This is a genomic window from Sphingobacterium sp. SGG-5, assembly GCF_011043525.1.
GTDB lineage: Bacteria > Bacteroidota > Bacteroidia > Sphingobacteriales > Sphingobacteriaceae > Sphingobacterium.
The window spans coordinates 164,464-185,721 of sequence record NZ_JAAKGO010000002.1 but is presented as its reverse complement, the minus strand read 5'-3'; the positions used below and the strand labels follow the sequence as shown (position 1 = coordinate 185,721).

General features: G+C 44.1%; 15 protein-coding genes. 10 read left to right on the top strand and 5 right to left on the bottom strand.

Features of this window, described 5'->3' with window-relative positions; genetic code table 11:
- Positions 1-126: 126 nt before the first annotated feature.
- From G5B30_RS03085 to G5B30_RS03075, 3 genes are all read left to right on the top strand, one after another.
- Complete coding sequence (locus G5B30_RS03085; RefSeq protein WP_165318501.1) at positions 127-420, top strand: HU family DNA-binding protein; 294 nt, start codon at positions 127-129, stop codon at positions 418-420.
- Positions 421-435: 15 nt separating this feature from the next.
- On the top strand, positions 436-1,275 hold the full coding sequence (locus G5B30_RS03080; RefSeq protein ID WP_165318500.1) for a tetratricopeptide repeat protein: 840 nt from the start codon (positions 436-438) through the stop codon (positions 1,273-1,275).
- Between the two features lie 267 nt (positions 1,276-1,542).
- On the top strand, positions 1,543-3,096 hold the full coding sequence (locus tag G5B30_RS03075) for an Rne/Rng family ribonuclease (RefSeq protein ID WP_165318499.1): 1,554 nt from the start codon (positions 1,543-1,545) through the stop codon (positions 3,094-3,096).
- A gap of 49 nt (positions 3,097-3,145) precedes the next feature.
- On the opposite strand, the gene G5B30_RS03070 is transcribed toward G5B30_RS03075, so the two are convergent.
- The 3 genes from G5B30_RS03070 to uvrA all read right to left on the bottom strand — a co-directional run bounded on the left by G5B30_RS03070 (position 3,146) and on the right by uvrA (position 8,196).
- Positions 3,146-3,595 carry an RrF2 family transcriptional regulator gene (locus G5B30_RS03070; RefSeq protein ID WP_165318498.1) on the bottom strand — a complete coding sequence of 150 codons (450 nt, stop codon included), beginning with the start codon at positions 3,593-3,595 and terminating at the stop codon, positions 3,146-3,148.
- 45 nt (positions 3,596-3,640) lie between these two features.
- On the bottom strand, positions 3,641-5,308 hold the full coding sequence (gene pafA, locus G5B30_RS03065; RefSeq protein WP_165318497.1) for an alkaline phosphatase PafA: 1,668 nt from the start codon (positions 5,306-5,308) through the stop codon (positions 3,641-3,643).
- A gap of 83 nt (positions 5,309-5,391) precedes the next feature.
- Positions 5,392-8,196 carry an excinuclease ABC subunit UvrA gene (gene uvrA / locus G5B30_RS03060; protein WP_165318496.1) on the bottom strand — a complete coding sequence of 935 codons (2,805 nt, stop codon included), beginning with the start codon at positions 8,194-8,196 and terminating at the stop codon, positions 5,392-5,394.
- A 193-nt stretch (positions 8,197-8,389) separates the two neighbouring features.
- Here uvrA and G5B30_RS03055 point away from each other — a divergent pair, with 193 nt between their 5' ends.
- From G5B30_RS03055 to G5B30_RS03025, 7 genes are all read left to right on the top strand, one after another.
- The gene (locus G5B30_RS03055) at positions 8,390-8,971 is read left to right on the top strand and encodes an RNA polymerase sigma factor (protein WP_165318495.1); all 582 of its coding nucleotides are present in this window, start codon (positions 8,390-8,392) and stop codon (positions 8,969-8,971) included.
- A gap of 70 nt (positions 8,972-9,041) precedes the next feature.
- Positions 9,042-10,175, top strand: coding sequence for a FecR family protein (locus tag G5B30_RS03050; RefSeq protein ID WP_165318494.1), 1,134 nt, complete (start codon positions 9,042-9,044; stop codon positions 10,173-10,175).
- A 136-nt stretch (positions 10,176-10,311) separates the two neighbouring features.
- The gene (locus G5B30_RS03045; protein ID WP_240903081.1) at positions 10,312-13,728 is read left to right on the top strand and encodes a TonB-dependent receptor; all 3,417 of its coding nucleotides are present in this window, start codon (positions 10,312-10,314) and stop codon (positions 13,726-13,728) included.
- A 4-nt stretch (positions 13,729-13,732) separates the two neighbouring features.
- On the top strand, positions 13,733-15,007 hold the full coding sequence (locus G5B30_RS03040; RefSeq protein ID WP_165318493.1) for a RagB/SusD family nutrient uptake outer membrane protein: 1,275 nt from the start codon (positions 13,733-13,735) through the stop codon (positions 15,005-15,007).
- A gap of 10 nt (positions 15,008-15,017) precedes the next feature.
- Positions 15,018-15,974 carry a phosphodiester glycosidase family protein gene (locus G5B30_RS03035; protein WP_165318492.1) on the top strand — a complete coding sequence of 319 codons (957 nt, stop codon included), beginning with the start codon at positions 15,018-15,020 and terminating at the stop codon, positions 15,972-15,974.
- Positions 15,975-15,986: 12 nt separating this feature from the next.
- On the top strand, positions 15,987-17,732 hold the full coding sequence (locus G5B30_RS03030) for a BACON domain-containing protein (RefSeq protein ID WP_206366992.1): 1,746 nt from the start codon (positions 15,987-15,989) through the stop codon (positions 17,730-17,732).
- A 206-nt stretch (positions 17,733-17,938) separates the two neighbouring features.
- The gene (locus G5B30_RS03025) at positions 17,939-19,507 is read left to right on the top strand and encodes a beta-N-acetylhexosaminidase (protein ID WP_165318491.1); all 1,569 of its coding nucleotides are present in this window, start codon (positions 17,939-17,941) and stop codon (positions 19,505-19,507) included.
- Here the strand turns inward: G5B30_RS03025 and G5B30_RS03020 are convergent.
- Positions 19,499-20,167: a TlpA family protein disulfide reductase gene (locus G5B30_RS03020; RefSeq protein WP_165318490.1), complete on the bottom strand. Its 669-nt coding sequence runs from the start codon at positions 20,165-20,167 to the stop codon at positions 19,499-19,501. The genes G5B30_RS03025 and G5B30_RS03020 overlap by 9 nt on opposite strands.
- A gap of 40 nt (positions 20,168-20,207) precedes the next feature.
- Positions 20,208-21,218 (bottom strand): alpha/beta hydrolase family protein, encoded by a 1,011-nt coding sequence (locus G5B30_RS03015; protein WP_165318489.1) that lies wholly within the window; start codon positions 21,216-21,218, stop codon positions 20,208-20,210.
- Between the last annotated feature and the right edge of the window lie 40 nt (positions 21,219-21,258).

The following is a 21,258-nucleotide window of genomic DNA, read 5'->3' as shown; positions in this document are numbered from 1 at the left end:
TTTTTAAACATCATTTTAAAAGGGTAATTTTGCGTCCCCAAACAGTCTCTCGGTCTTTGAAGGCTTTTTGATTAGAGGAAACGTTGGGAAGGAAAAAGAAAATTAAATAATACAGTATAAATAGATATGACTAAAGCAGAAATTATTGCAGAAATCTCTAATAAAACAGGATTAGAGAAGGTAGATGTTCAAGAGACGGTTGAGGCGTTCTTCAAAGTTGTTAAAAATGCAATGATCCAGGGTGAAAATGTGTATGTAAGAGGTTTCGGAAGCTTTGTAGTAAAGAAAAGAGCTGAAAAAACTGCCCGTAATATCTCAAAGAATACGGCGATTATCATTCCCGAGCACTTTGTGCCTAGTTTCAAACCTGCAAAAGTTTTTGTGGAAAAAGTAAAAACAGGCAATAAAGTAAAAAAATAAGCTGATCATTTTCTAATGAATACCAAACAAATCGTTGTAATAGTTGTAGTAGTGGCCTTAACAGGGACATTGCTGATGCAACCTATTAAGGGTTTGGTAGATAAAAACAACGATACAACCGAAGCCGTTGCGGATGAAGCGTCGTCCATGTATACACTGGAAACCGTGTCAGAGCAGTCTAAGCAAGGTATAAATCCATCATTAGTCCAGGATATTACAACGATCGAATCACAAGTCGAAAAAGCCGAAGGTGATGCCAAAGTTCAATTACTGCAGCAACTCGCTGATAAATGGAACGATGTGGCTAAAACTATCCCACAAGGTTTTATCTATGAAGAGATGGCTAAGCTATCTCCGAAAGCTGAGTATTGGTTAAAATCCGGGGATGCGTATCGTACGGGTTATACTAATTTGCAGGATACAGCATTGGCTTCTGCTTTGAATGCACGTGCTATTCAGGCTTATGAAAAAGCCCTAGAGCTAGATACGGCGAGCCTTGCAGCAAAGACCGGTTTAGGTGCGGCATTTGTTACGGGAACGGCAAATCCTATGGCGGGAATAAGCCTATTGCTTGAAGTTGTGAAAGCTGATCCTCAAAATGTGGATGCAAATAGAACATTGGGTTTATTTTCTTTGCAATCCCAACAATTTGATAAAGCTATTGACCGTTTCAAAAAGGTCGTCGAACAAAAACCGGATGCCGAATCCTACTTTTATCTGGCAACGGGCTATGAAAAAATTGGGCTGGCCACAGAAGCTATTGCTGCCTATCAAAAAAGCAAGGAAATGGCTGCTGATCCTACCCTTTCTCAATATATCGACCGTCAGATCGACGCATTGAGTAAAAGTAATTAACAAAATTTATTCACATTTTTTAAAAACATTAAGCTATGCCAAGCGGAAAAAAAAGAAAAAGACACAAAATGGCTACCCACAAACGCAAAAAACGTTTAAGAAAAAACAGACACAAAAAGAAATAAGCTTTTTGTAGCTTTTTGTATGTACAATCTATGACTTCAAGGATTTGATTTATCATAGGTTGTATTTTTTCATTAAACGAGTTTTAGGTTTCATTCGGGAGAAAACGATGCTGCGGTATCGTTCCCACAATATTAGTAGCTGTTGGTAAAGGAATTAATTATCGATTCAACCCCGGACAATGGGGTGACTATTGCTTTACTACAGGACAAACAATTAGTAGAACTTAATAAAGAGAAAGTCGGCAATCATTTTTCGGTCGGAGATATCTATCTTGGACGAATAAAAAAGATTATGCCGGGCTTGAATGCCGCGTTTGTCGATGTTGGTTATGACAAGGACGCATTCCTGCATTATCTGGACCTCGGTCCTCAGGTGCGGTCTTTATTAAAATTGACCCGTGTAGTAAAGAATGGCAGTTATCAGGAGAATCTGCTCAATAGTTTAAAACTTGAAAAGGATATCGATAAGACGGGTAAAATTTCGGAAATATTAAGCCGGAACATACTTTTACCTGTACAGATCGCAAAAGAACCAATTTCGACAAAGGGTCCTCGGCTGAGCTCGGATTTATCCATTGCCGGACGTTTCGTTGTATTGGTGCCTTTTTCAAGTTCTGTTTCCATTTCCAAAAAAATCAAAAGTAGCGCAGAGCGCACACGCCTTAAAAAGATCGTAGAAAGTATTAAGCCCGCAAACTTTGGCGTAATTATTCGTACGGTATCTGAAGGTAAAGGAGTAGAGGAAATGCAAAAGGATCTACTCGATTTGATTTCGAAATGGGAACTATTTACCAAGCGCCTTAAAAATGCCGAACCCCCACAGAAAGTATTGGGCGAAATGGATAGAGCATCTACCATTTTGCGTGATATCCTAACGGATGAGTTCACACATATATATGTAAACGATTCTGCAATATATGAGGAAACAAAGTCATATGTGCAGGAGATATCACCAGAACTGGAGAAAATAGTGAAGCTGTATAAGCACAAAGAGCCTATTTTCGATCATTTTGGTATAGAAAGGCAGATTAAGGCGTCTTTTGGAAAGACGGTCAATTTACAGGGTGGTGCATATTTGGTGATAGAACATACCGAAGCATTGCACGTCATCGATGTAAATAGCGGTAACCGTATTGCAAGTAAGGAAAATCAAGAGGATAATGCACTTTTGGTCAATAAGGAAGCAGCCCGGGAGATTGCCCGGCAATTGCGTCTGCGGGATATGGGCGGTATAGTCGTCATCGACTTTATCGATATGCATAAAGCGACCAATAGAAAAGAGCTTTATACCTACTTGAAAGAGTGTATGAGTCAAGATCGTGCACGCCATACTATTTTACCGCCAAGTAAGTTTGGACTTGTTCAGATTACGCGTCAACGGGTACGCCCCGAGATGAATATCGTGACGAATGAAAAGTGTCCGGCTTGTGATGGTACGGGAGAAATCAGGTCAAGTATTGTATTACTTGATGACATCGAGAACAATTTGAGTTTTATTCTGGAAGAACAAAACGAAAAGAATATCACACTCTGTGTACATCCTTATATTAAAGTATATATCAAATCCGGATTGATCTCCCGGAGGTTAAAATGGTTTTTCAAATACGGCACTTGGGTGCGCGTAAAAGCAATTCCTTCTTATTACTTGACGGAGTTCCATTTTTTCAATTCGAAAGAAGAGGAGATTAAATTATAATCGGTATGCGATAAGAGAAATAGAATAAGCCTCGGACAATATCCGGGGCTTATTCTGTATCTGCACCGAAGAAACCAAGCTCGCTTTCTTTTTGAATAAGTAAAGCGATACTCGTATCGTTCAATATCTGTAACATGGCATTGCGCACGTCGGTAAATGTATCTCGGATGCCGCATGCATGTTCTTCTACACACTCATCACAGGAACGGTAGAAATTTAAACTAACGCAAGGTAATAACGCTATAGGGCCATCAATCAGACGCATGATCTGGGAAAGATAAATATCTTCCGGAGCTTTATTGAGGCTATATCCTCCGCCTGCACCTTTTTTGGAATATAGGATGCCTGCATTCCGCATTTCAAGCAAAATCTGTTCTAAGAATTTCTTAGGAATACGCTCTTCTTCTGCGATCTTTATAATCTGCATAGGCTCCTTCCCGTAGTTTCTACCCAGCACCATTAAGGCCTTGATGGCATACTTTGTTTTCTTAGAAAGCATAGTCTTTGTATTTTTTACCCAAAAATACAAAAATACTATGACATTCTATTGTCCCAGAACTTCGACAATGGGCTTACCAATATTTCCGTTAGGCTCTGTAACATGTAGCAAAGAAGCTAACGTCGGTGCAATATCCACGATACGGACCGCTTTGTTGCTTACCCCTGGCTTAATTCCCCAGCCCATAAATACCAGCGGAATGTGTGCATCATAAGGTGACCATACACCATGTGACGTACCTGTTGCGCGTGGATTGCCCGAATACCATTGTGGCTCCGCAATAATCTGTATAACGCCACTACGTTTCCGGTTATAACCATTGATAGCTTTCTCCCGTATAGCGGCTGGAACAAACATATTATGGTCACCTGCTTCCATATCCAGTACATAAGCTACACCATCTTGTTGTTTCAGGTTATTCATAATAACCTGCTTGATCTGAGCAATATCCAACTGTAGCGAATCAATTAGTTTGTAGTTTAGATGAACTTGATAGTTCCACATACTGCGGATGATTTTTTTATGACCAAAAGCATGTTGCAGCTCCTGATCCAGTTCCCGCTGTATCTGGCGGGTAAATAAATAGCCTCCGTTGCCTTTGCTGTCGGTATAAAATAAAGGATTATACGATGCCGCATGGTCTGCCGTCAGGAAAATGGTATAATTGTCTTTGCCGACCGTCTGATCAAGATAAGCCAAGAAGGAAGCAATGTCCCGATCCAAACGAAGGTACGTGTCTTCTATCTCTACCGCAGATAATGAATAACGGTGCCCTACGATATCTGTCGAAGATAAGCTCACGCATAAAAAATCAGAAACTCCCGGTTGATTTTTCCCCAACTTTTCGCTTTTTATAGCCTCCCTTGCCAGATCCAAGGTCAGCGTATTACCGTACGGTGTGCTTTTAATCAACTCCAGGCCAACATCTTTCATAAGTTCTGATGTCTTGTGAGGAAATGTAGCCGTCTTTTCTCCCGCCCATTTGCCTTCGTATCTATTGTCATCCGCGATACTATTGACGTACGTACGTATAGGATACAGCGTTTCCCAGTCTTGTTTTAGATATTTTTCAGCAAGCTTTTTCTTGTTGAACTTACTTACCCAGTCCGGCAGTTCTTCCATATAAAATGAGCTTGAAATCCAGTTTCCACTCTTGCCGTCAAACCAATATGCCGCATTGGCGAAGTGGCCTGCGGGTAATATACCCCCTCTATCTTTGATCGAAATACCGATTACTTTTGATCGGAAGTTTGTCGCTAATTTCAGCTCATCCGTGATGGTCGACGCCAATAAGTTCCGAGGAGACTGTTGTCCCACTTTCCCCTCCGCACCTATACTTTTGACATCGTCATCCTGTGTGCAATACATCGTTTGCCCCGTGGCCTGTATAATAAAGTTATTGCCTGAAATGCCATGGATGGAGGGTACAGAGCCCGTATATACAGAACTATGCCCAATAGCCGTATATGCCGGTATATAATTAATCAATGTGTTTTCACAGGAAAAACCGTCTTTAAGTAGTCTTTTAAATCCGTCTTCGCCATAACGGTCGGCGAAACGGTAAAGGTAATCATAGCGCATCTGGTCAATCATCAAACCCACGACCAGTTTAGGCCGGGCTACCTGAGCTTGTACTGTGTGAATAGATAAGAGGGCACAGAAGACGGTAATAAGGAAAGTCCTGCGGTATTGAAAAAATGCAAAATTTGACATGTGTTTAAAATTTTAAACACAAGGTACGGCATAATTGTGCTTTCCTGAAAAAATTAAAGTAAAAGTTCTTTTACGTTTCTATACTATTTGCGATTAAGATAATTTTTTAGAAACAAACCGGTATGAGATTCCGGGCATTTAGCTAATGCCTCAGGTGTTCCGGCAAAGGTCACATACCCTCCGTTTTCGCCTCCTTCCGGGCCGATATCAATCACCCAGTCTGCCGATTTGATCATATCCATATTGTGTTCGATAACAAGAATGCTATTGCCCTGCCCGATCAAGGCATCAAATGAATGCAGCAATTTTTGAATATCATGGAAATGTAGGCCCGTCGTAGGCTCGTCGAAAATAAATAATGTTTTCTTGTTGTTATTTCCTTTTATGAGGAAGGAGGCCAGTTTGATCCGTTGTGCTTCCCCACCCGAAAGCGTACTCGAAGACTGTCCGAGTTTTACGTACCCCAATCCGACGTCGTGTAGCGGCTGCAACTTAGCAAGTACCTTCGGTTGATCTACAAAAAATGTTAACGCTTCATCAATGGTCAGATCCAACACATCGGCTACCGACTTCTCTTTGTATTGTACGTCCAGCACATGTGGCTTGAACCGTTTGCCACCGCAGGCTTCACAAGGCAACACGATGTCGGCCATAAATTGCATTTCGATCTTTACCTCGCCATCCCCTTGGCAAACGTCACAACGCCCCCCTTCGATGTTGAAGGAAAAAGCTGCAGGTTTGAGTCCGTTTGCTTTGGCGGCCGGGAGACCGGCATATAGCGCGCGTATTTCATCCCACGCTTTGACATAGGTGACGGGGTTAGACCGGGATGAACGTCCGATCGGATTTTGATCAACCAGTTCCACCTGTTCTATACGCTCGATATCGCCTTCTATATGATCAAATTTACCCGTTTGTTCGCCAGAGTAGTTGCCCAGCGCTTTTTGCAGAGCGGGGTAGAGGATCCTTTTTACCAACGATGTCTTACCCGAACCTGATACACCGGTTACGACGGTAAATACATGCAGCGGAAAATCTACCGTGATACCTTTTAGGTTATTTTCCCGGGCTCCGGTGATGGTAATCTTATCCGTCCATTTCCGGCGTTGATCCGGTACTTCAATTTGCTTTCTCCCGCTGAGATACTGGCCGGTAAGTGAGCTTTTATCTTTAATGATTTGCTCGTAATTTCCAGCGAAAACCAGCTGCCCTCCATTCACCCCAGCCTCCGGGCCTATATCAATGAGGTAATCGGCAGCTTCCATCATCTCTTGCTCATGTTCGACAACAATAACCGTGTTACCGATATCACGTAAGGATTTCAGCACATGGATAAGACGTTGCGTGTCGCGGGGATGTAGCCCAATGCTGGGTTCGTCCAACACGTAAATGGAGCCTACGAGTGAGCTTCCTAACGATGTCGCGAGATTAATACGCTGTGATTCTCCGCCCGACAAGGTGTTGCTCAACCGATTTAAAGTCAGGTAACTCAGCCCCACATCGCACAAAAACTGGATGCGGTTGGTGATCTCTATCAATAAACGTTTGGCTATCGTGGCTTCACTTGCGGACAATTCGATATGTTGCAGAAAATCTAAGACCTGATCGATAGGCATCAATACGATATCAATAATCGACTTGCCCGCGATTTTTACATACGACGCATCCTGACGTAAGCGGCTGCCGTGGCATTCAGGGCAGTCGGTTTTTCCTCTGTACCGCGATAACATCACCCGATACTGAATTTTGTATGTTTGTTCCTCTAGTTCCTGAAAAAATTGGTTCAGGCCGTTAAAATAGGAGTTTCCCGTCCAAAGCAGCTCCTGTTGTTCTTGCGTTAGATCTGCATATGCCCGATGTATCGGGAAGTTGAATTTTATCGCTGTACGGGTCAGTCGCTCCAGCCAAGTTCCCATTTTTTCCCCCCGCCAGGGAGCTATGGCCCCGTCGTAGACCGATTTGCTTTTGTCGGGGACAACCAGGTCGGGATCTATGCCGATAATTTTTCCGTACCCTTCACAACGTTTACATGCACCGAAAGGATTGTTGAAACTGAAAAAATTCGGAGAAGGCTCTTCGAAGGTAATACCGTCCAATTCAAATTTATCCGAAAAATCTAACCGTTGATCCGCTATTTCCAAGGTGCAATGTCCTTTTCCTTCAAAGAAAGCAATCTGCACCGAATCAGCAATACGATGTATTGTCTCTTCTTCTTCGTCCCACCGGATACGATCGATGACAATTTCAACCTCGTTCCCGGTTAGCGTATCGTTTGCCACCTCTGGGTTTTCAATCAGCGTCTCGATCTTTTGAATGGTCCCGCGATAGGATACCCGTACGAAACCCTTGTGAAGAAGCAGAGAAAGCTCCTCTTTAAGCTTCCGGCCTTTCATAGGTATCAAAGGACACAATATAGTCAGCGTCGTATCTACCGGATAGGCGGTGATCTTATCGACAATAGAGCTCACTGTATCCTTGGTAACCTGTTGGCCGGATATCGGCGAATAAGTTTTTCCGATCCGGGCGAATAACAGTTTTAGGTAATCGTATATTTCGGTAGATGTACCTACCGTAGAACGAGGGTTGCTTGTGATGACTTTTTGTTCAATAGCAATAGCAGGAGCAATACCTTTGATATAGTCCACCTCGGGTTTATGCATCCGGCCCATAAATTGGCGTGCATAGGAAGACAAGCTTTCTACATAACGCCGTTGACCTTCCGCATACAGTGTGTCGAACGCCAAAGAAGATTTTCCCGAACCCGAAAGACCTGTGATGACGACAAGATTATTCTTGGGAATATTGACATCTATGTTTTTTAAATTATTAACCCGTGCTCCCTTAATCTCAATCAAGGATGTCGCATTCCCCACTGATTTTTTCCGCATAATCTGCAAAGTTACGCTTTTTTGCGCAGAAGATTCACGTTGTTTTATAGCTTGTTGAGCAGTGAACGAAAATCTAAAATTAACATTGACGTAATATAAGGATGCCGATAAAGTTGTAGTTTTGAACAAGGTATAAAAATTTGATGGCAACAAACTTTTTCTTAATTTTATCTGAGCTAATCAGAACCTGGTCTTGAACAATTACGGTACATACGACGATTTTGCTTTGCTGGCTTTACTTAAAGCCGGAGATGAAAAAAGTTTCGCTGAAATCTACGACAGATATTGGGCGGTATTGTATCGCCATGCATACAAGCTGCTTAAGGATGAGGTGGTGGCCCAGGATATTGTGCAGGAGGTTTTTGTTAATCTATGGGATAAAATACATCATCTGGATTTGCAGAATTCGCTTAGCTCCTATCTGTATGCTGCTGTCCGAAACAAAGTTTTAAATGTTATCCAACGTGAGAAATACCAAAAAAGGTATGTGGATTCCATGATTCATTTTATGAAAACGTCGGAAGCCCTAACCGACCATAAGCTTCGGGCAAATATGCTCCAGGAGAAAATAGAGAAAGAAGTCGCGTTTTTACCCGCCAAGATGCGACATATTTTTGAAATGAGCAGAATCCAGCATCTCTCGCACAAAGAAATTGCCCAAGAGCTTAAGCTCTCTGATAAGACCGTAAAAAAACAGATAAACAACGCTATTCGTATCCTCCGTTTTAAATTGAGCAGTTTCTTATTACTGATTATCTGGATCAGTTTGTTTTAAATAGCAATACAAAAAAATCTACTACCTCTTACCCTTTCGATTGTCATACCTTAAAACACCATAAAAGGGTATGGATGAAATCAAGATAAGAGAAATACTACAGCGCTATCAGGAAGGGAAGGCCTCTGATGAGGAACGTGCTTGGGTCGAATCCTGGTATCTACAGTTTACCGATGATGCGGATGTAGAAGATTTGAACACATCCGATATGCATCATGCCAAGCGAAAGATCTGGGGGCGTATATCATCTGCACGTCCCGTGGTACGTTCGAAACGCTACATCTATCCAACAGTGGCCGCCGCTGCAGCCGTACTTTTACTCATAGGTTTTGCCTTCTATCTGTTTCAGGACAATACGACGCTACAAAAAAAGCAGGAGATCGCAACGCAGGAAGAAATCATCAAACCGGGAGGGAATAATGCTTATCTCACACTCGCTGATGGCAAAAAGATAAACCTTAAAGATATGGAGGAAGGCACAGCGTTGGAGCAAGCGGGAATGAAAATCGTCAAAAAATCCAATGGTGAACTGGTCTATGAGATTTCAAAAAGCTCCTCCAAAGACGATCGGTTAGGGAGTAACACCATAGAAACACCTGTGGGGGGACAATATCATGTCGTGCTTCCGGATGGCACGAAAGTATGGTTGAACTCTTCGTCGTCCTTGGCATATCCGGTCAGGTTTGCGGCTAACGAGCGAAAAGTCAAGCTCGACGGCGAAGCCTACTTCGAAGTTCAAAGAGATAAGAAAAGACCTTTCCGCGTCATCTCCGAGAGCCAGACCGTGGAAGTGCTCGGCACCAAATTCAATGTAAATACATACAAAGATGAGCCAGTGGTGAAGACCACCTTGCTGGAAGGAAGCGTCAGAGTTTCATTAGCCACGATTTCAAAAATCCTTCGTCCCGGAGAACAGGCTGCTGCTACCGGTCAAGAGATACAAATCAGTGTAGTGGATACCGATCAGGCGGTAGCATGGTACAGAGGAGATTTTGTATTTGATGGTGTCGAACTGAAGAACATTATGCGGCAGATCAGCCGCTGGTACGGTGTGGAAGTCATTTATCAAAATGACATCGGCGATGTAAAGTTCGGCGGCTCTATTTCCCGATCGAAAGACATAGAGGAAGTGCTCAAAGTGCTTGCTATGACCAAGGGTGTCAACTTTAAAGTGGAAGGAAGGAGGGTACTGGTGATGCGGTAACTATACGATCTGCAGGCAGACCCCATACTATGAAAAAACGGGAACGTTGGAGCGCCCCCGTCTTAAGTATAAGGTCCCTGAAAAAAAATACCAAGAGTGTCTAAACAATTAAGTATTAAAAAGAAACCTATAACAAATGTATAAAAATTATGCAAAAGGAGGAAGGTCGTTCTATGCCCTACCAGCGGGTAAGCCACCACTATCTTGGCAAAGATTTCCTTCACAAAAATTAAAGCCACTACTTATGCGGATTAAACTAACTTGTTTTTTTCTTTTGATTGCCTTTTTGCAAATATCATTTGCTTCCAAAGCGCAGTATATCACACTGAAAAAAAGCAATATCAGCCTGCGGGAATTGTTTAAAGAAATAAAAAAACAAACCGGCTATGATTTTGTCTACAAGTACGATCTCGTCGCCAAGGGGAAGACGGTGGATATCGATGCGACCCACAAGTCACTCAAAGAAGTTTTGGATGAAAGCTTTGCAAATCAACCCTTCAGTTATTCCATCGAGAGTAAGACGGTTATTGTCTTTCCGAAGGATGAGCGTAAGGTGGATATTTTCCATAACCGTATTCAACATGAAGTAAGAGGTCGTGTAACCGACGCTACTGGTCAACCGTTGGCCGGAGCGACCATACGGAATTTATCCGATGGTAGCACCACCGTAAGTGATGCCGATGGATACTTCGTCCTTCGACAAACGCAGGAGAATGCAGTATTGCAGGTGACTTTCGTGGGTTATGAACAGGCAGAGGTGAATATCGGAAACAAGACGATGTTGACCATTGTACTCCAAGAACAACAATCGTCCTTGAACGAAGTGATGGTCGTGGGGTATGGCGTTCAAAAAAAGGAGCTGGTGACCAGCGCAATAGGAAGTTTCAAAGTCAAGGACGAGGATGTACGTCAGGTGGCAAGTCCTACGCGTCTGTTGGAAGGACGGATTGCAGGCGTGAATGTATCGATGGGTTCGGGCAACTTAGCATCAGGCGAACGCATTACGATCCGGGGGACCTCATCCATCAGTGCAGGTAATAATCCGCTATATGTTGTCGATGGCGTGCCGATCAATACGTCGGGGATGTCGATGTTCAATTTTGGTGAATCCTATAGCCCTTTGGCGGCATTCAACCATGCAGATATTGAATCCATCGAGATATTAAAAGACGCTGCTTCGGCAGCCATATACGGTTCCCGTGCCAGCAATGGTGTCGTACTAATCACCACCAAATCCGGAAAGGCAGGGCGTTCAGATATTCGTGTCAACGTGACTACCGGTTTTAGTAATTTCGCCAATAGAGACAAAATCAAGCTGGCCAATTCAGACCAATATGTGGCGGTTTATAATGCGGGGGTCGATAATTACAACAGGCAGTACGGGCGGCAGATCGGTGATTCCGACTACAAGATCCGTATTCAGAATCCTTTCTCCGGTATGCCCGACACAGACTGGCTGGGACTGGTCACCCAAACAGGGCATTTCCAAAATTATGATGCAGCATTATCCGGTGGAAATGTCAAAACGACCTATTATTTTGGATTGGGCCTAACCGATCAGACCGGTATTATCCGGAATAATTCTATCCGGAAGTACAACCTGAACAGCAAGGTCAGCCATAAGTTCAACGATTGGTTAGAGGTGGGTGCCAATAATATGGGCAACTTTATCAGAAACAATCAAGTGCCGGGTGCTAACCTTGGCTCAACGATTATTGCCCGTGCAATCGAGCAGCGGCCATTTGACCGTCCCTTCAAGCCCAACGGCGATTATTACGTCGGTGGGACGGACGAACTCACCCGTCACAATGCGGTGCAGATCTTGAATGAGCAAGTAGCTTATGTGGATAATTACAGGTATTTGGGAACCTATTACGGGCAAGCCAATTTCTTAGATAAGTTCTCGTTTCGATCATCCTTCAGTGCAGATATTGGTTATGCATACGATTATACCTATTACAATCAAAACCATCCTTACGGAACAGGGGTAGGAAGGGTTGTCGATTACAACAGGTTGATTCAAAATTTGGTCTTTGACAATGTCTTAAATTATAATGACACGTTTGGAGATCTGAATTTGAGCGCCATGATCGGTCACTCCTTTCAACAGCAAATGACGCGTAACTCTTCGATTGATGCACGGGGATTCCCTACACCCTCCATGCGTGTGGTATCGGTGGCCTCCGAAATTTTTGATGCGAGTGGAAGTCTCGGTGAATACGCTTTAGAATCCTACTTTGGTCGGGGTACTTTATCCTATCAGGATAAATACATGATGACGGCTACCCTCCGGGCGGATGGCTCTTCCAAATTTCATCGAGATAATCGTTGGGGGTATTTCCCTTCCATTTCCTTCGGTTGGAATGTCTCCAAAGAGGAGTTTATGGGGGAGAATAGCCACGATATGAAGATCCGAGCCAGTTACGGTAAGACCGGAAATCAAGAAGGGATTGGTCAATATGCCTATCAGGCGTTGATGGCCGGAGGACAAAACTATGGCAACCAAAGTGGTATTTCTGTTACCTCTTTTGGAAACGAAGACCTTCGGTGGGAGAAAGCCGATCAATATGATGCGGGTTTTGATATTTCCTTCTTACAGCGGAAATTGAATATTTCTTTTGATGCCTATTATAAGAAGACCACAGACTTGCTGTATAGTATGCCTATACATGCGACAACAGGTGTGACGACCATCACCAGCAATATAGGGTCTATGCTTAACAAGGGATTGGAGCTGAGTATCAATACGGATGTTCCATTAGGTGACCTAACTTGGAAATCAGCGTTCAATATTGCGCACAACACCAATAGAATAACCTCGTTGCTGGAAGATGATGTGCCGATTTCTATCGGTGAGAACAGGGCACTTAAGATCGGACAAAGTATAGGAGCTTTCTATCTCTTCGATTGGGAAGGTCTGTATCAATACGACGGCGAGGTGCCACAAGAGCAATTTGATTTGGGGGTACGCGCAGGTGACGTCAAATGGCGTGATCTCGATGGAAATAATATCATCAATGACGATGACCGTGTGGTTGTTGGAAACTCTAATCCAAAGTTTGCAGGAGGGTGGAACAACAGTTTCAGCTACAAAGGTTTTCAACTCGATGTCCTGCTGACTTATTTGTACGGTACCGATGTTTATGCCCAATGGAAGTCTACTGGTATGGCTAATCTGGCAGCGACCTTTGCCAAGGATCTGACCTATGTCGAAAACGCGTGGACCGGTCCGGGCTCGACAAATGTCTATCCCAGACCATTGATTGGCCATAGCCATAACAACAAGAATTCTACCCGTTTTCTGGAAGACGGTTCGTTCATCAGGCTCCGGGCGCTGACGTTGGGATACAGCTTTCCGAAAGAGATGGTGCGATCGTTAAAGTTAAAGGGCTTGCGCGTATTTACTACCGCAGATAATTTGTTTTTGCTGACGAATTATTCAGGATGGGATCCGGAAGTCAATAAGGACTTGGACCCACGTTTTTACGGTGTCGATCTTTTCGGTGTTCCACAACCACGTACGTTCAGTTTTGGTGTGAATATTAATCTGTAGTCTTATGAAGAATTTTAGAAAATACATATATATGGGCCTGTTCATGACCCTTTTATTCGGCTCATGTGCAGACAGGTTAGACCTGTATTCCCATTCGGCGATGTCCCCGGATGCCGTAACGCCCGATGATATTCCGGCGCTTCGCATGGGGATGTACAACAATATGCAGAATGATCCGGGAACACATAATTTTATCCTGTTCGATTTGCTCGGCGGGGATTTACAAGGCGGAGCAAATACATCGCCGCTGAATTTGATAAATAGTATACTTTCACCGCTGCAATCGATCATAAGCCGGGGATGGAATGGCTATTACAGTTCGCTTTATCAGGTCAACAACATTATTGCGACCTGTGAAGATTTGCCTGAAAGTGCAACGCGGAATTTAGCACTTGGTGAAGCTTATTATTTTAGAGCACTTACGTACTATAATCTCGTGACACGTTGGGGGGACGTTCCTTTGCTGCGCGAAAATACATTAGAAAAACCATTCCGTGCGCCTAAAGAAGAAGTCTGGCAATTTATTGAAGAGAATCTTGTTGAAGCGGGTAAGCTTCTCGGAGATGCGCAGTCTTACTACTACGTATCCAAAGATGCGGTGACCGCATTGCAGGCGCGTGTATTCTTGACGCAGGGGAAGAAACCGCAGGCAGCTACAGCTGCTGAAAGCCTCATCGGTAAATATGCTCTTGATAGCTTTGAGAAGATTTTTCGAAAGGCGGCAAATACCGAAATAATCTTTGCGTTTGAGAACCTGTCTGAAGAGTCTTCCATCAATATCTCCGATCTGTTTTATTCCTACGCCCATCCGAATAAGGGGCAGGGCAACTATCGCCTGCCGCAGGAGACGGTCAACTTATTTACATCGCAGGATAAACGCCGGAATATGACTATTGTGAATATTGCCGGAACGGATTGTGTGAACAAATATCCCAGCGGACAGACCGGGAGAGATCCGGTGATTATCTCCCGAGTAGCCGAGATGTATTTGATTTCGGCGGAAGCAAAAGGGTTGAACAATGGCGGCTTGGATCGTTTGAACCAATTGCGTGTTCATCGTGGACTATCCCCGGTATCACCTTCTGAATCCGATTTTCTGGATGCGGTGTTGAAGGAAAGGCAAATGGAATTGCTCGGTGAGAACTTTAGATATTATGATTTGGTACGTACAGGAAAAGCAGTAGCCGAATTGGGAATTTTACCTTACCAAACGGTGTTGCCTATACCGGGCAATGAATTGCAACGGAATACCAATCTCAAACCGAATCCTGATTATTAAGAAAAAGAGCATGAAAAAGATAAAATTAAGAACACTATTGTCACTCTTCAGTTTCATCGGACTGACATTGATGAGTGCGGCTTGTAACAATAAGCAAGAACTGATCCAACCTTACGAGACCTATGTCGCTATACCCAAGACAACCGTAGGAACAGCGATCACGAATAAGACCGACTTGGTGGCCAGCATTAGCTCGGACACGTCATACACGGTGAGTTCAGGGGTGGAAGCTACAGAAATCCAATATCTTTCCTCGACGGGGCTCTCCATGAAAGCCTTTGTTTTTGAAGTGGATCTGTCGGATCCAACTGTCAAAATTGAGGTCTCGACACCTAATAACCAGCCGGCTTTTGGTATGCAGCAGATGACGAAACAAGCGACATATGAAGATGCCGTAGGACATAAAGTATGGGCGGGTATCAATGCGGATTTTTTCAACATGACTAATGGCGCTCCGCAAGGGATATTGTATAAAGAAGGTGTCGCGATCAAAACTTCTGTTACCGATGCAGTCAACACCTTCTTCGGCATCACCTCTGATGGAAAGGCTGTAATAGGTGATCAGGACGAGTATGCTGTCATCAAAAACACCCTACAGGAAGCCGTGGGCGGCCGTGTCACTTTGCTCAAAGATGGTATTGCTCCACCACAGACAGACGATAGACTGGAGCCACGTACGGGTATTGGTGTAAACCAAGACGGCACCAAAGTATATATGTTTGTCGTTGATGGCCGCCGCTTTCATTATTCCAATGGGATGAACTACGCGGATATGGCAAAGGTTATGGCTGCCTTGGGGGCATATGATGCTATTAATTTGGATGGTGGAGGTTCCAGCACGTTCTTTATCCGGAATACACCCGGGTTTGACGACGGCCGCTTTGTGCTCCGCAATTGGCCATCCGATAATGGTGGCGCCGAACGTGCCGTGGCCAATGGTTTGCTCATTATTTCTACAGCAGATTAAAAAACAACAATCATGAAACAATCAATAATATATTATCTATTTACGCTGGTCGTGTTTTCTTTAGTGATGGTTGCCTGCCAGAAAATAGATGCGGAAAGTTTTACACCTGAAGATCCATCCATCAATTTTGACCAACAACACGTTACGGTCGGTAATGATGTGGAAGAAATTGAATTGGAAATAAACGCGAACTTACCTTGGCGTATCCGTACGGATGCTGCGTGGATCACATTAATTAAGGCAAATGGGACAGCAGGAGAAAAGGCGAAGATTGCTGTGCAACGTAACAGAACGACCGAAGAGCGAACCGCTCATATCATCGCCTATATTACCGATGCGTCGCAGACAGAACTACTGCTTACACAAGCGGCAGGCGACCCGCCACCAGACTATACCCGTCACTTCTATGTTAAGACCAGTGGCACGGCGGGTAATGATGGTCTTTCTTGGGCTGCACCTACAACCTTGGATAAAGCATTGGATGAGGTGGCCGATGGCGATTTTATCCATATCGCGGCAGGTACCTATGCGCCGACCACAGCCCTCACCGGAGGGACAGCAAGTGATCTCAAAGAATATACGTTTGAAATTCGTGCGAATGTGCAGATTATAGGGGGGTATCCCACCAATGCGCAGGAAGGTGCAATAGCCGATCCCGAAAATAGCCCAACGGTATTAAGCGGCAATCTGGGGTCGGATAAAGCCCGACATGTCGTTGCGGTTACGGCAGTGAAGGCGGAAGATCAGGAAGTTTCCTTAAAAGGACTCACCATTCGTGACGGAAATGCGGGCGGCTCAGGAAATATTTCGGTCAATGGAACAAATTTCAGTAGGGCCCATGGTGGAGGCATAATCATTGGAGGTGCAAAAGTGCTTATAGACAATTGTCAGATTATCGAAAATACAACCGCCAATCATGCTGCAGGAATGTATATAACAAACCAGGCTGTGGTGACGATTAAAAACAGCAGTATCAGCAAAAATAGTGCATCTGTAGCAGCTTCGAACGGTGGCGGTATATGGAACGACGGCTCAACGCTGTACATCTATAACTCGACCGTTAGTGAGAACCGGATAGGCGGTGTTGGCGGAGGCGTATACGCCTTGAATACCGCACGGACCACGTACACCTATATGTACAATGTGACGATCGCTAACAATGTAACCGGGATATTTGGAGCCAATAGTGCAGCTCCGGGATATTATGGACGTGAGCTTTCTGAAGGGGTGATGGTCAACTGTACGATCTATGGGAATACCGCAGGCGGTACTGGTGCAGGTGGGGGTATTCGCATGCACGGTTCGGCTAAGTTAAACGTTTTTAGTTCGACCATTACCAACAATGCAGGAGGGACAGGAAGCGGTATTGACATGTCAGCTACCGGCACAAACGAAGTAAACCTCTTTAACACCATAGTTGCTGGAAATACAGGCGCAGCGACACAAACTGCAGGTAACGGAATCACCGTTTCAACCAGCATTGTCGGAAGCAACGTATACGATGCAGATGGTGTGGTGGTAGCCGGGGCTACCTTTGATGCCACCACTATGTTGGGTAGCTTGGGTAATCATGGTGGTCTCACACAGACCGTATTACCAATTGGAACAGGTAATCCAGCGTTGTTATATGGCCTGAACTTGTTGCAGCTCCAGCTGCTGTCCATTAACCACAATCTGGAAGAGGATTTTGTGACACAGGATCAGAACGATAAGAGCCGCACAGGCAAAACGGTTATGGGAGCAGCGCTTCCTTTATAAAAGAAGGTGTAGCAAAACGTTTGGTAATCCCTTTCATCGTCATTTCGACCAACGGGAGAAATCTATGAATGAATTTGAATTAAATACTTTTCAATCAATTGAAAAATTGTTCAATCATAGATTTCTCCTCGTTCCTCGTCGAAATGACGATAAGTTTTACTTTTTAGACATCCTCTTTTTATCTTTATGACATAAAGCACGCAAATATGAAAAAATATACATCTCTGGTTCTCTGTTTATTGTTCGTTGCTCTGGGATATATTGCCGAGGCACAGGTGCCCATTATTCCATATCCGAATAAGGTTGAAATAAAAGAAGGAACAGTCGACCTGGCACAGGGGGCTCGGGTGACAGGTACTTCCAAATACAAACCCTATCTACAAAAAATGTTGACCACGGAGTTTGGCCTCCCGGCAAATAAGGGGGTCGTGATAAAATTGACCGTTAAACCCGATAAAAACAGCAATCCGGAAGCCTATGCCTTGGAAATCAAAGACAGTGGAATTGAAATTAAGGCAGTTAGCGAAACAGGTATCTTTTACGGTATCCAAAGTCTAAAGCAACTCCTGTTACAGGACAAGCGGGTACCCTTGTTGTCCATCCAGGACAAACCGTCTTTCAAATGGCGGTCCTTTATGTTGGATGAAGCTCGATATTTTCAAGGCAAAGAGACCGTCAAAAAACTGCTGGACGATATGGCCTTGCTGAAGCTCAATAAATTCCATTGGCATTTGACAAACGATGCCGGTTGGCGGATACAAATCAAGTCTTTCCCTTTATTGACCGAGATCGGATCAAAAAGGGATAGCTCACAGATCAACGATAATGGAAAAAAGTGGAAAAGTACCCTTACAGACCATCGTGAGCATAGCGGTTTTTATACCCAGGAAGAAATCAAAGAGATCATAGCGTATGCTGCCGAGCGCCAGATTGAAATTATCCCCGAGATCAGTATGCCGGGACATGTATCTGCTGCCGTAGCAAGCTATCCTTTTTTGGGTACAACCAAAAAGCCAATCCAGGTGCCTGTATATTTTGGCGTAGTTAGTGCCGTGCTGGATGTCAGCGACCCCCAAGCCCTATCGTTTATTCATCAGGTGCTTCGTGAAGTCGCTCAGCTTTTTCCTTCTAATTACATCCACATTGGTGGGGACGAAGTGAAGTTCGATCAATGGAAAGAATCGAAGGCGGTACAACAGTACATGGAGGAGTCGAAAATTGAAAACTATTACGACCTACAGGTTCACTTTACAAATTCGATCTCAAAATTTGTACAGGACTCGTTAAACAAAAGAATAATCGGTTGGAATGAAATATTGGGTAAGAATGTACACGAATGGGCAAAGGAGCAAAATGCAAATGAGTCCTTATCGAAAACGGCTCTTGTGCAATTTTGGAAGGGAGATGCAAAGGATCTTTTGTTTGGTATAGAGCGAGGACATGAGATTATCAATTCGGATCATAAGTTTACTTACCTGGATTACACCTATAAGCAGATTAGCCTTGAGAAAGCCTATAGCTTTAACCCTGTTCCTGACGGAATAACGCCGGAACAACAGCAGCTTATCGTAGGCTTAGGTGCACAGATGTGGGGAGAATGGACGCCTTCTGTCAAAGAAATCCAGTATCAGGCCTATCCGCGCATAGCCGCCTATGCGGAGACCGGATGGACCGATGTACAGCATAAAGATTATGCAAGGTTTGAAAAAAATATCCAGCAATTAGTTGCTTATTGGAAATCTAAAGGATATAATTTACCCACTGGCTTACTTTAAAAGTTCACGCAGCTTGCTTTCCAGCTCGGCTCCCCTTAGATTTCGGGCGATGATGATACCGTCCGGATCGACAAGGACGTTTTGCGGAATGGATTTGATGCCATAAGTCAGCGCTGCGCCGTTGTTCATGTTCTGTAAATCCGAAATGTGTTTCCATCCCAGCGCATTGTCTGTGATATACTTCTTCCAAGCCGCAAAATCACTGTCGAACGATACCGCCAAGATTTCGAAATTCTTGTTTTTAAAGCTGTTATACAAGGTTTTGAATGCCGGGATTTCATCGCGGCTTTGTTTATTCCAGGATGCCCAAAAGCTGACAAGGACGTATTTTCCTTTGAGATTTTGCAAGCCATACGGCTCACCGGCGACGTCAAACTGGGTAATACCCGGAGCTTTCTTACCCGGGGAGCTCTTTTCCAGTGACTGGATATAATGCTGCAGGTACTTCCCTTCCGTCGTTTTTCGGACTTTTTTGTCCAGCATTTTATAAAGAACCTCAAGTTCTTTATAATCGGGATTTTGCATATTTATCCGTTGGATCAGGCGGATAGAGGCTTGATCTTTGGGATTGGCTTTGATCTGTTCGATCAAATCTTCCTTCGACTGGGCCATTAAGACACTAGGCAAGAGGATGAGGAGATATATGAAAAACACTTTCATGGCCGTTATTTTTACATCAAGTTTTATCTTTATTGAAGTTCTACTGTACCGGTACCGCAGATAAGGCTCCTGGGAGTTGTTGATGTCCACCCTCAAAAACAGTTAAATGTAGATTGTCCACATGCCTTTCTAAGTATATTGTGCGTCCGAATAGCTCTTTTCCCGATAACTGTGCTGGAGGCAGTGTACGCTTCGTCAGCAGGTTTATGATTTCCGCATCTCCGATGAGGTCTTTATCTGTATGTGCCAACCTGCTAATGCTATCGGTATCGGTGACCTGATAACGTTGCTCAGCGAGCAGACGGTTATATATCCGTAACGAGTGGGTTATCGGTACGGGCCCTTTACGTCCATCGTGAATCCCAGCGTAGATATATAGTTTCGCTCCCTGCCTCCTGCCGACTGGGAGCTTTTGGTATAGAGGGGAACGTTTTTTAGCTTCTGCGGCATCAAAACTACCACCCAACGCAGCCAGTATATCACCTGCATATTTCGTCTTCCGGCCGACTGACTCCCAATACCAAGCTTCTATATCCGAAATAGGTACCCACGCCGAAAATGACGTGATGGGGTAGTCCAACTGCATATATGCACAGAGTGTAGCGTATCCACCTCCCGATACTCCTATAATATGCACCTGGCTGGTATCTACGTTGCCGTTTTTCACCGCATAGGCAATAGCGTCCTGAATATCAGCCAGCACCAGTGGGCTCCCTATTGCCTCAGGCCTACGGTTTACCCCTCTAAAATCTGGATGAATATAATTCCAGTCATTTGCCAAGATATCCTTAGTCAACGGATCCTGTTGATCGTAGCCACCACTCCAAGTATGTAAACTGATGATCAGCGGCTGAGGCTTCTCCTTTTTTGATGTATAAAAATACGCCTTTTGGAGGGTGCCATCCTTGCTGGAGGGGATCTCCACGATATTAAAGGCTGGGTCCCAATCTCCTTGGGAGGTTTTATCCCAAGCGATGTCCTTTTGTCCGTAAACCAGCTGCATCAAGATAAAAAAGGCGGCAGACAAGGTTACTTTTTTTACTATAGTCATATTATTTAGAATTAATTTCGCCAGAACGAATAAACGGTAT

Excerpts from the sequence above, each read along its gene's own strand:
- G5B30_RS03085 (WP_165318501.1), top strand. The coding sequence starts at position 127 with ATGACTAAAGCAGAAATTATTGCAGAAATCTCTAATAAAACAGGATTA.
- G5B30_RS03080 (WP_165318500.1), top strand. The coding sequence starts at position 436 with ATGAATACCAAACAAATCGTTGTAATAGTTGTAGTAGTGGCCTTAACA.
- G5B30_RS03070 (WP_165318498.1), bottom strand. The coding sequence starts at position 3,595 with ATGCTTTCTAAGAAAACAAAGTATGCCATCAAGGCCTTAATGGTGCTG.
- pafA (WP_165318497.1), bottom strand. The coding sequence starts at position 5,308 with ATGTCAAATTTTGCATTTTTTCAATACCGCAGGACTTTCCTTATTACC.
- uvrA (WP_165318496.1), bottom strand. The coding sequence starts at position 8,196 with ATGCGGAAAAAATCAGTGGGGAATGCGACATCCTTGATTGAGATTAAG.
- G5B30_RS03050 (WP_165318494.1), top strand. The coding sequence starts at position 9,042 with ATGGATGAAATCAAGATAAGAGAAATACTACAGCGCTATCAGGAAGGG.
- G5B30_RS03045 (WP_240903081.1), top strand. The coding sequence starts at position 10,312 with ATGTATAAAAATTATGCAAAAGGAGGAAGGTCGTTCTATGCCCTACCA.
- G5B30_RS03040 (WP_165318493.1), top strand. The coding sequence starts at position 13,733 with ATGAAGAATTTTAGAAAATACATATATATGGGCCTGTTCATGACCCTT.
- G5B30_RS03035 (WP_165318492.1), top strand. The coding sequence starts at position 15,018 with ATGAAAAAGATAAAATTAAGAACACTATTGTCACTCTTCAGTTTCATC.
- G5B30_RS03030 (WP_206366992.1), top strand. The coding sequence starts at position 15,987 with ATGAAACAATCAATAATATATTATCTATTTACGCTGGTCGTGTTTTCT.
- G5B30_RS03025 (WP_165318491.1), top strand. The coding sequence starts at position 17,939 with ATGAAAAAATATACATCTCTGGTTCTCTGTTTATTGTTCGTTGCTCTG.
- G5B30_RS03020 (WP_165318490.1), bottom strand. The coding sequence starts at position 20,167 with ATGAAAGTGTTTTTCATATATCTCCTCATCCTCTTGCCTAGTGTCTTA.
- G5B30_RS03015 (WP_165318489.1), bottom strand. The coding sequence starts at position 21,218 with ATGACTATAGTAAAAAAAGTAACCTTGTCTGCCGCCTTTTTTATCTTG.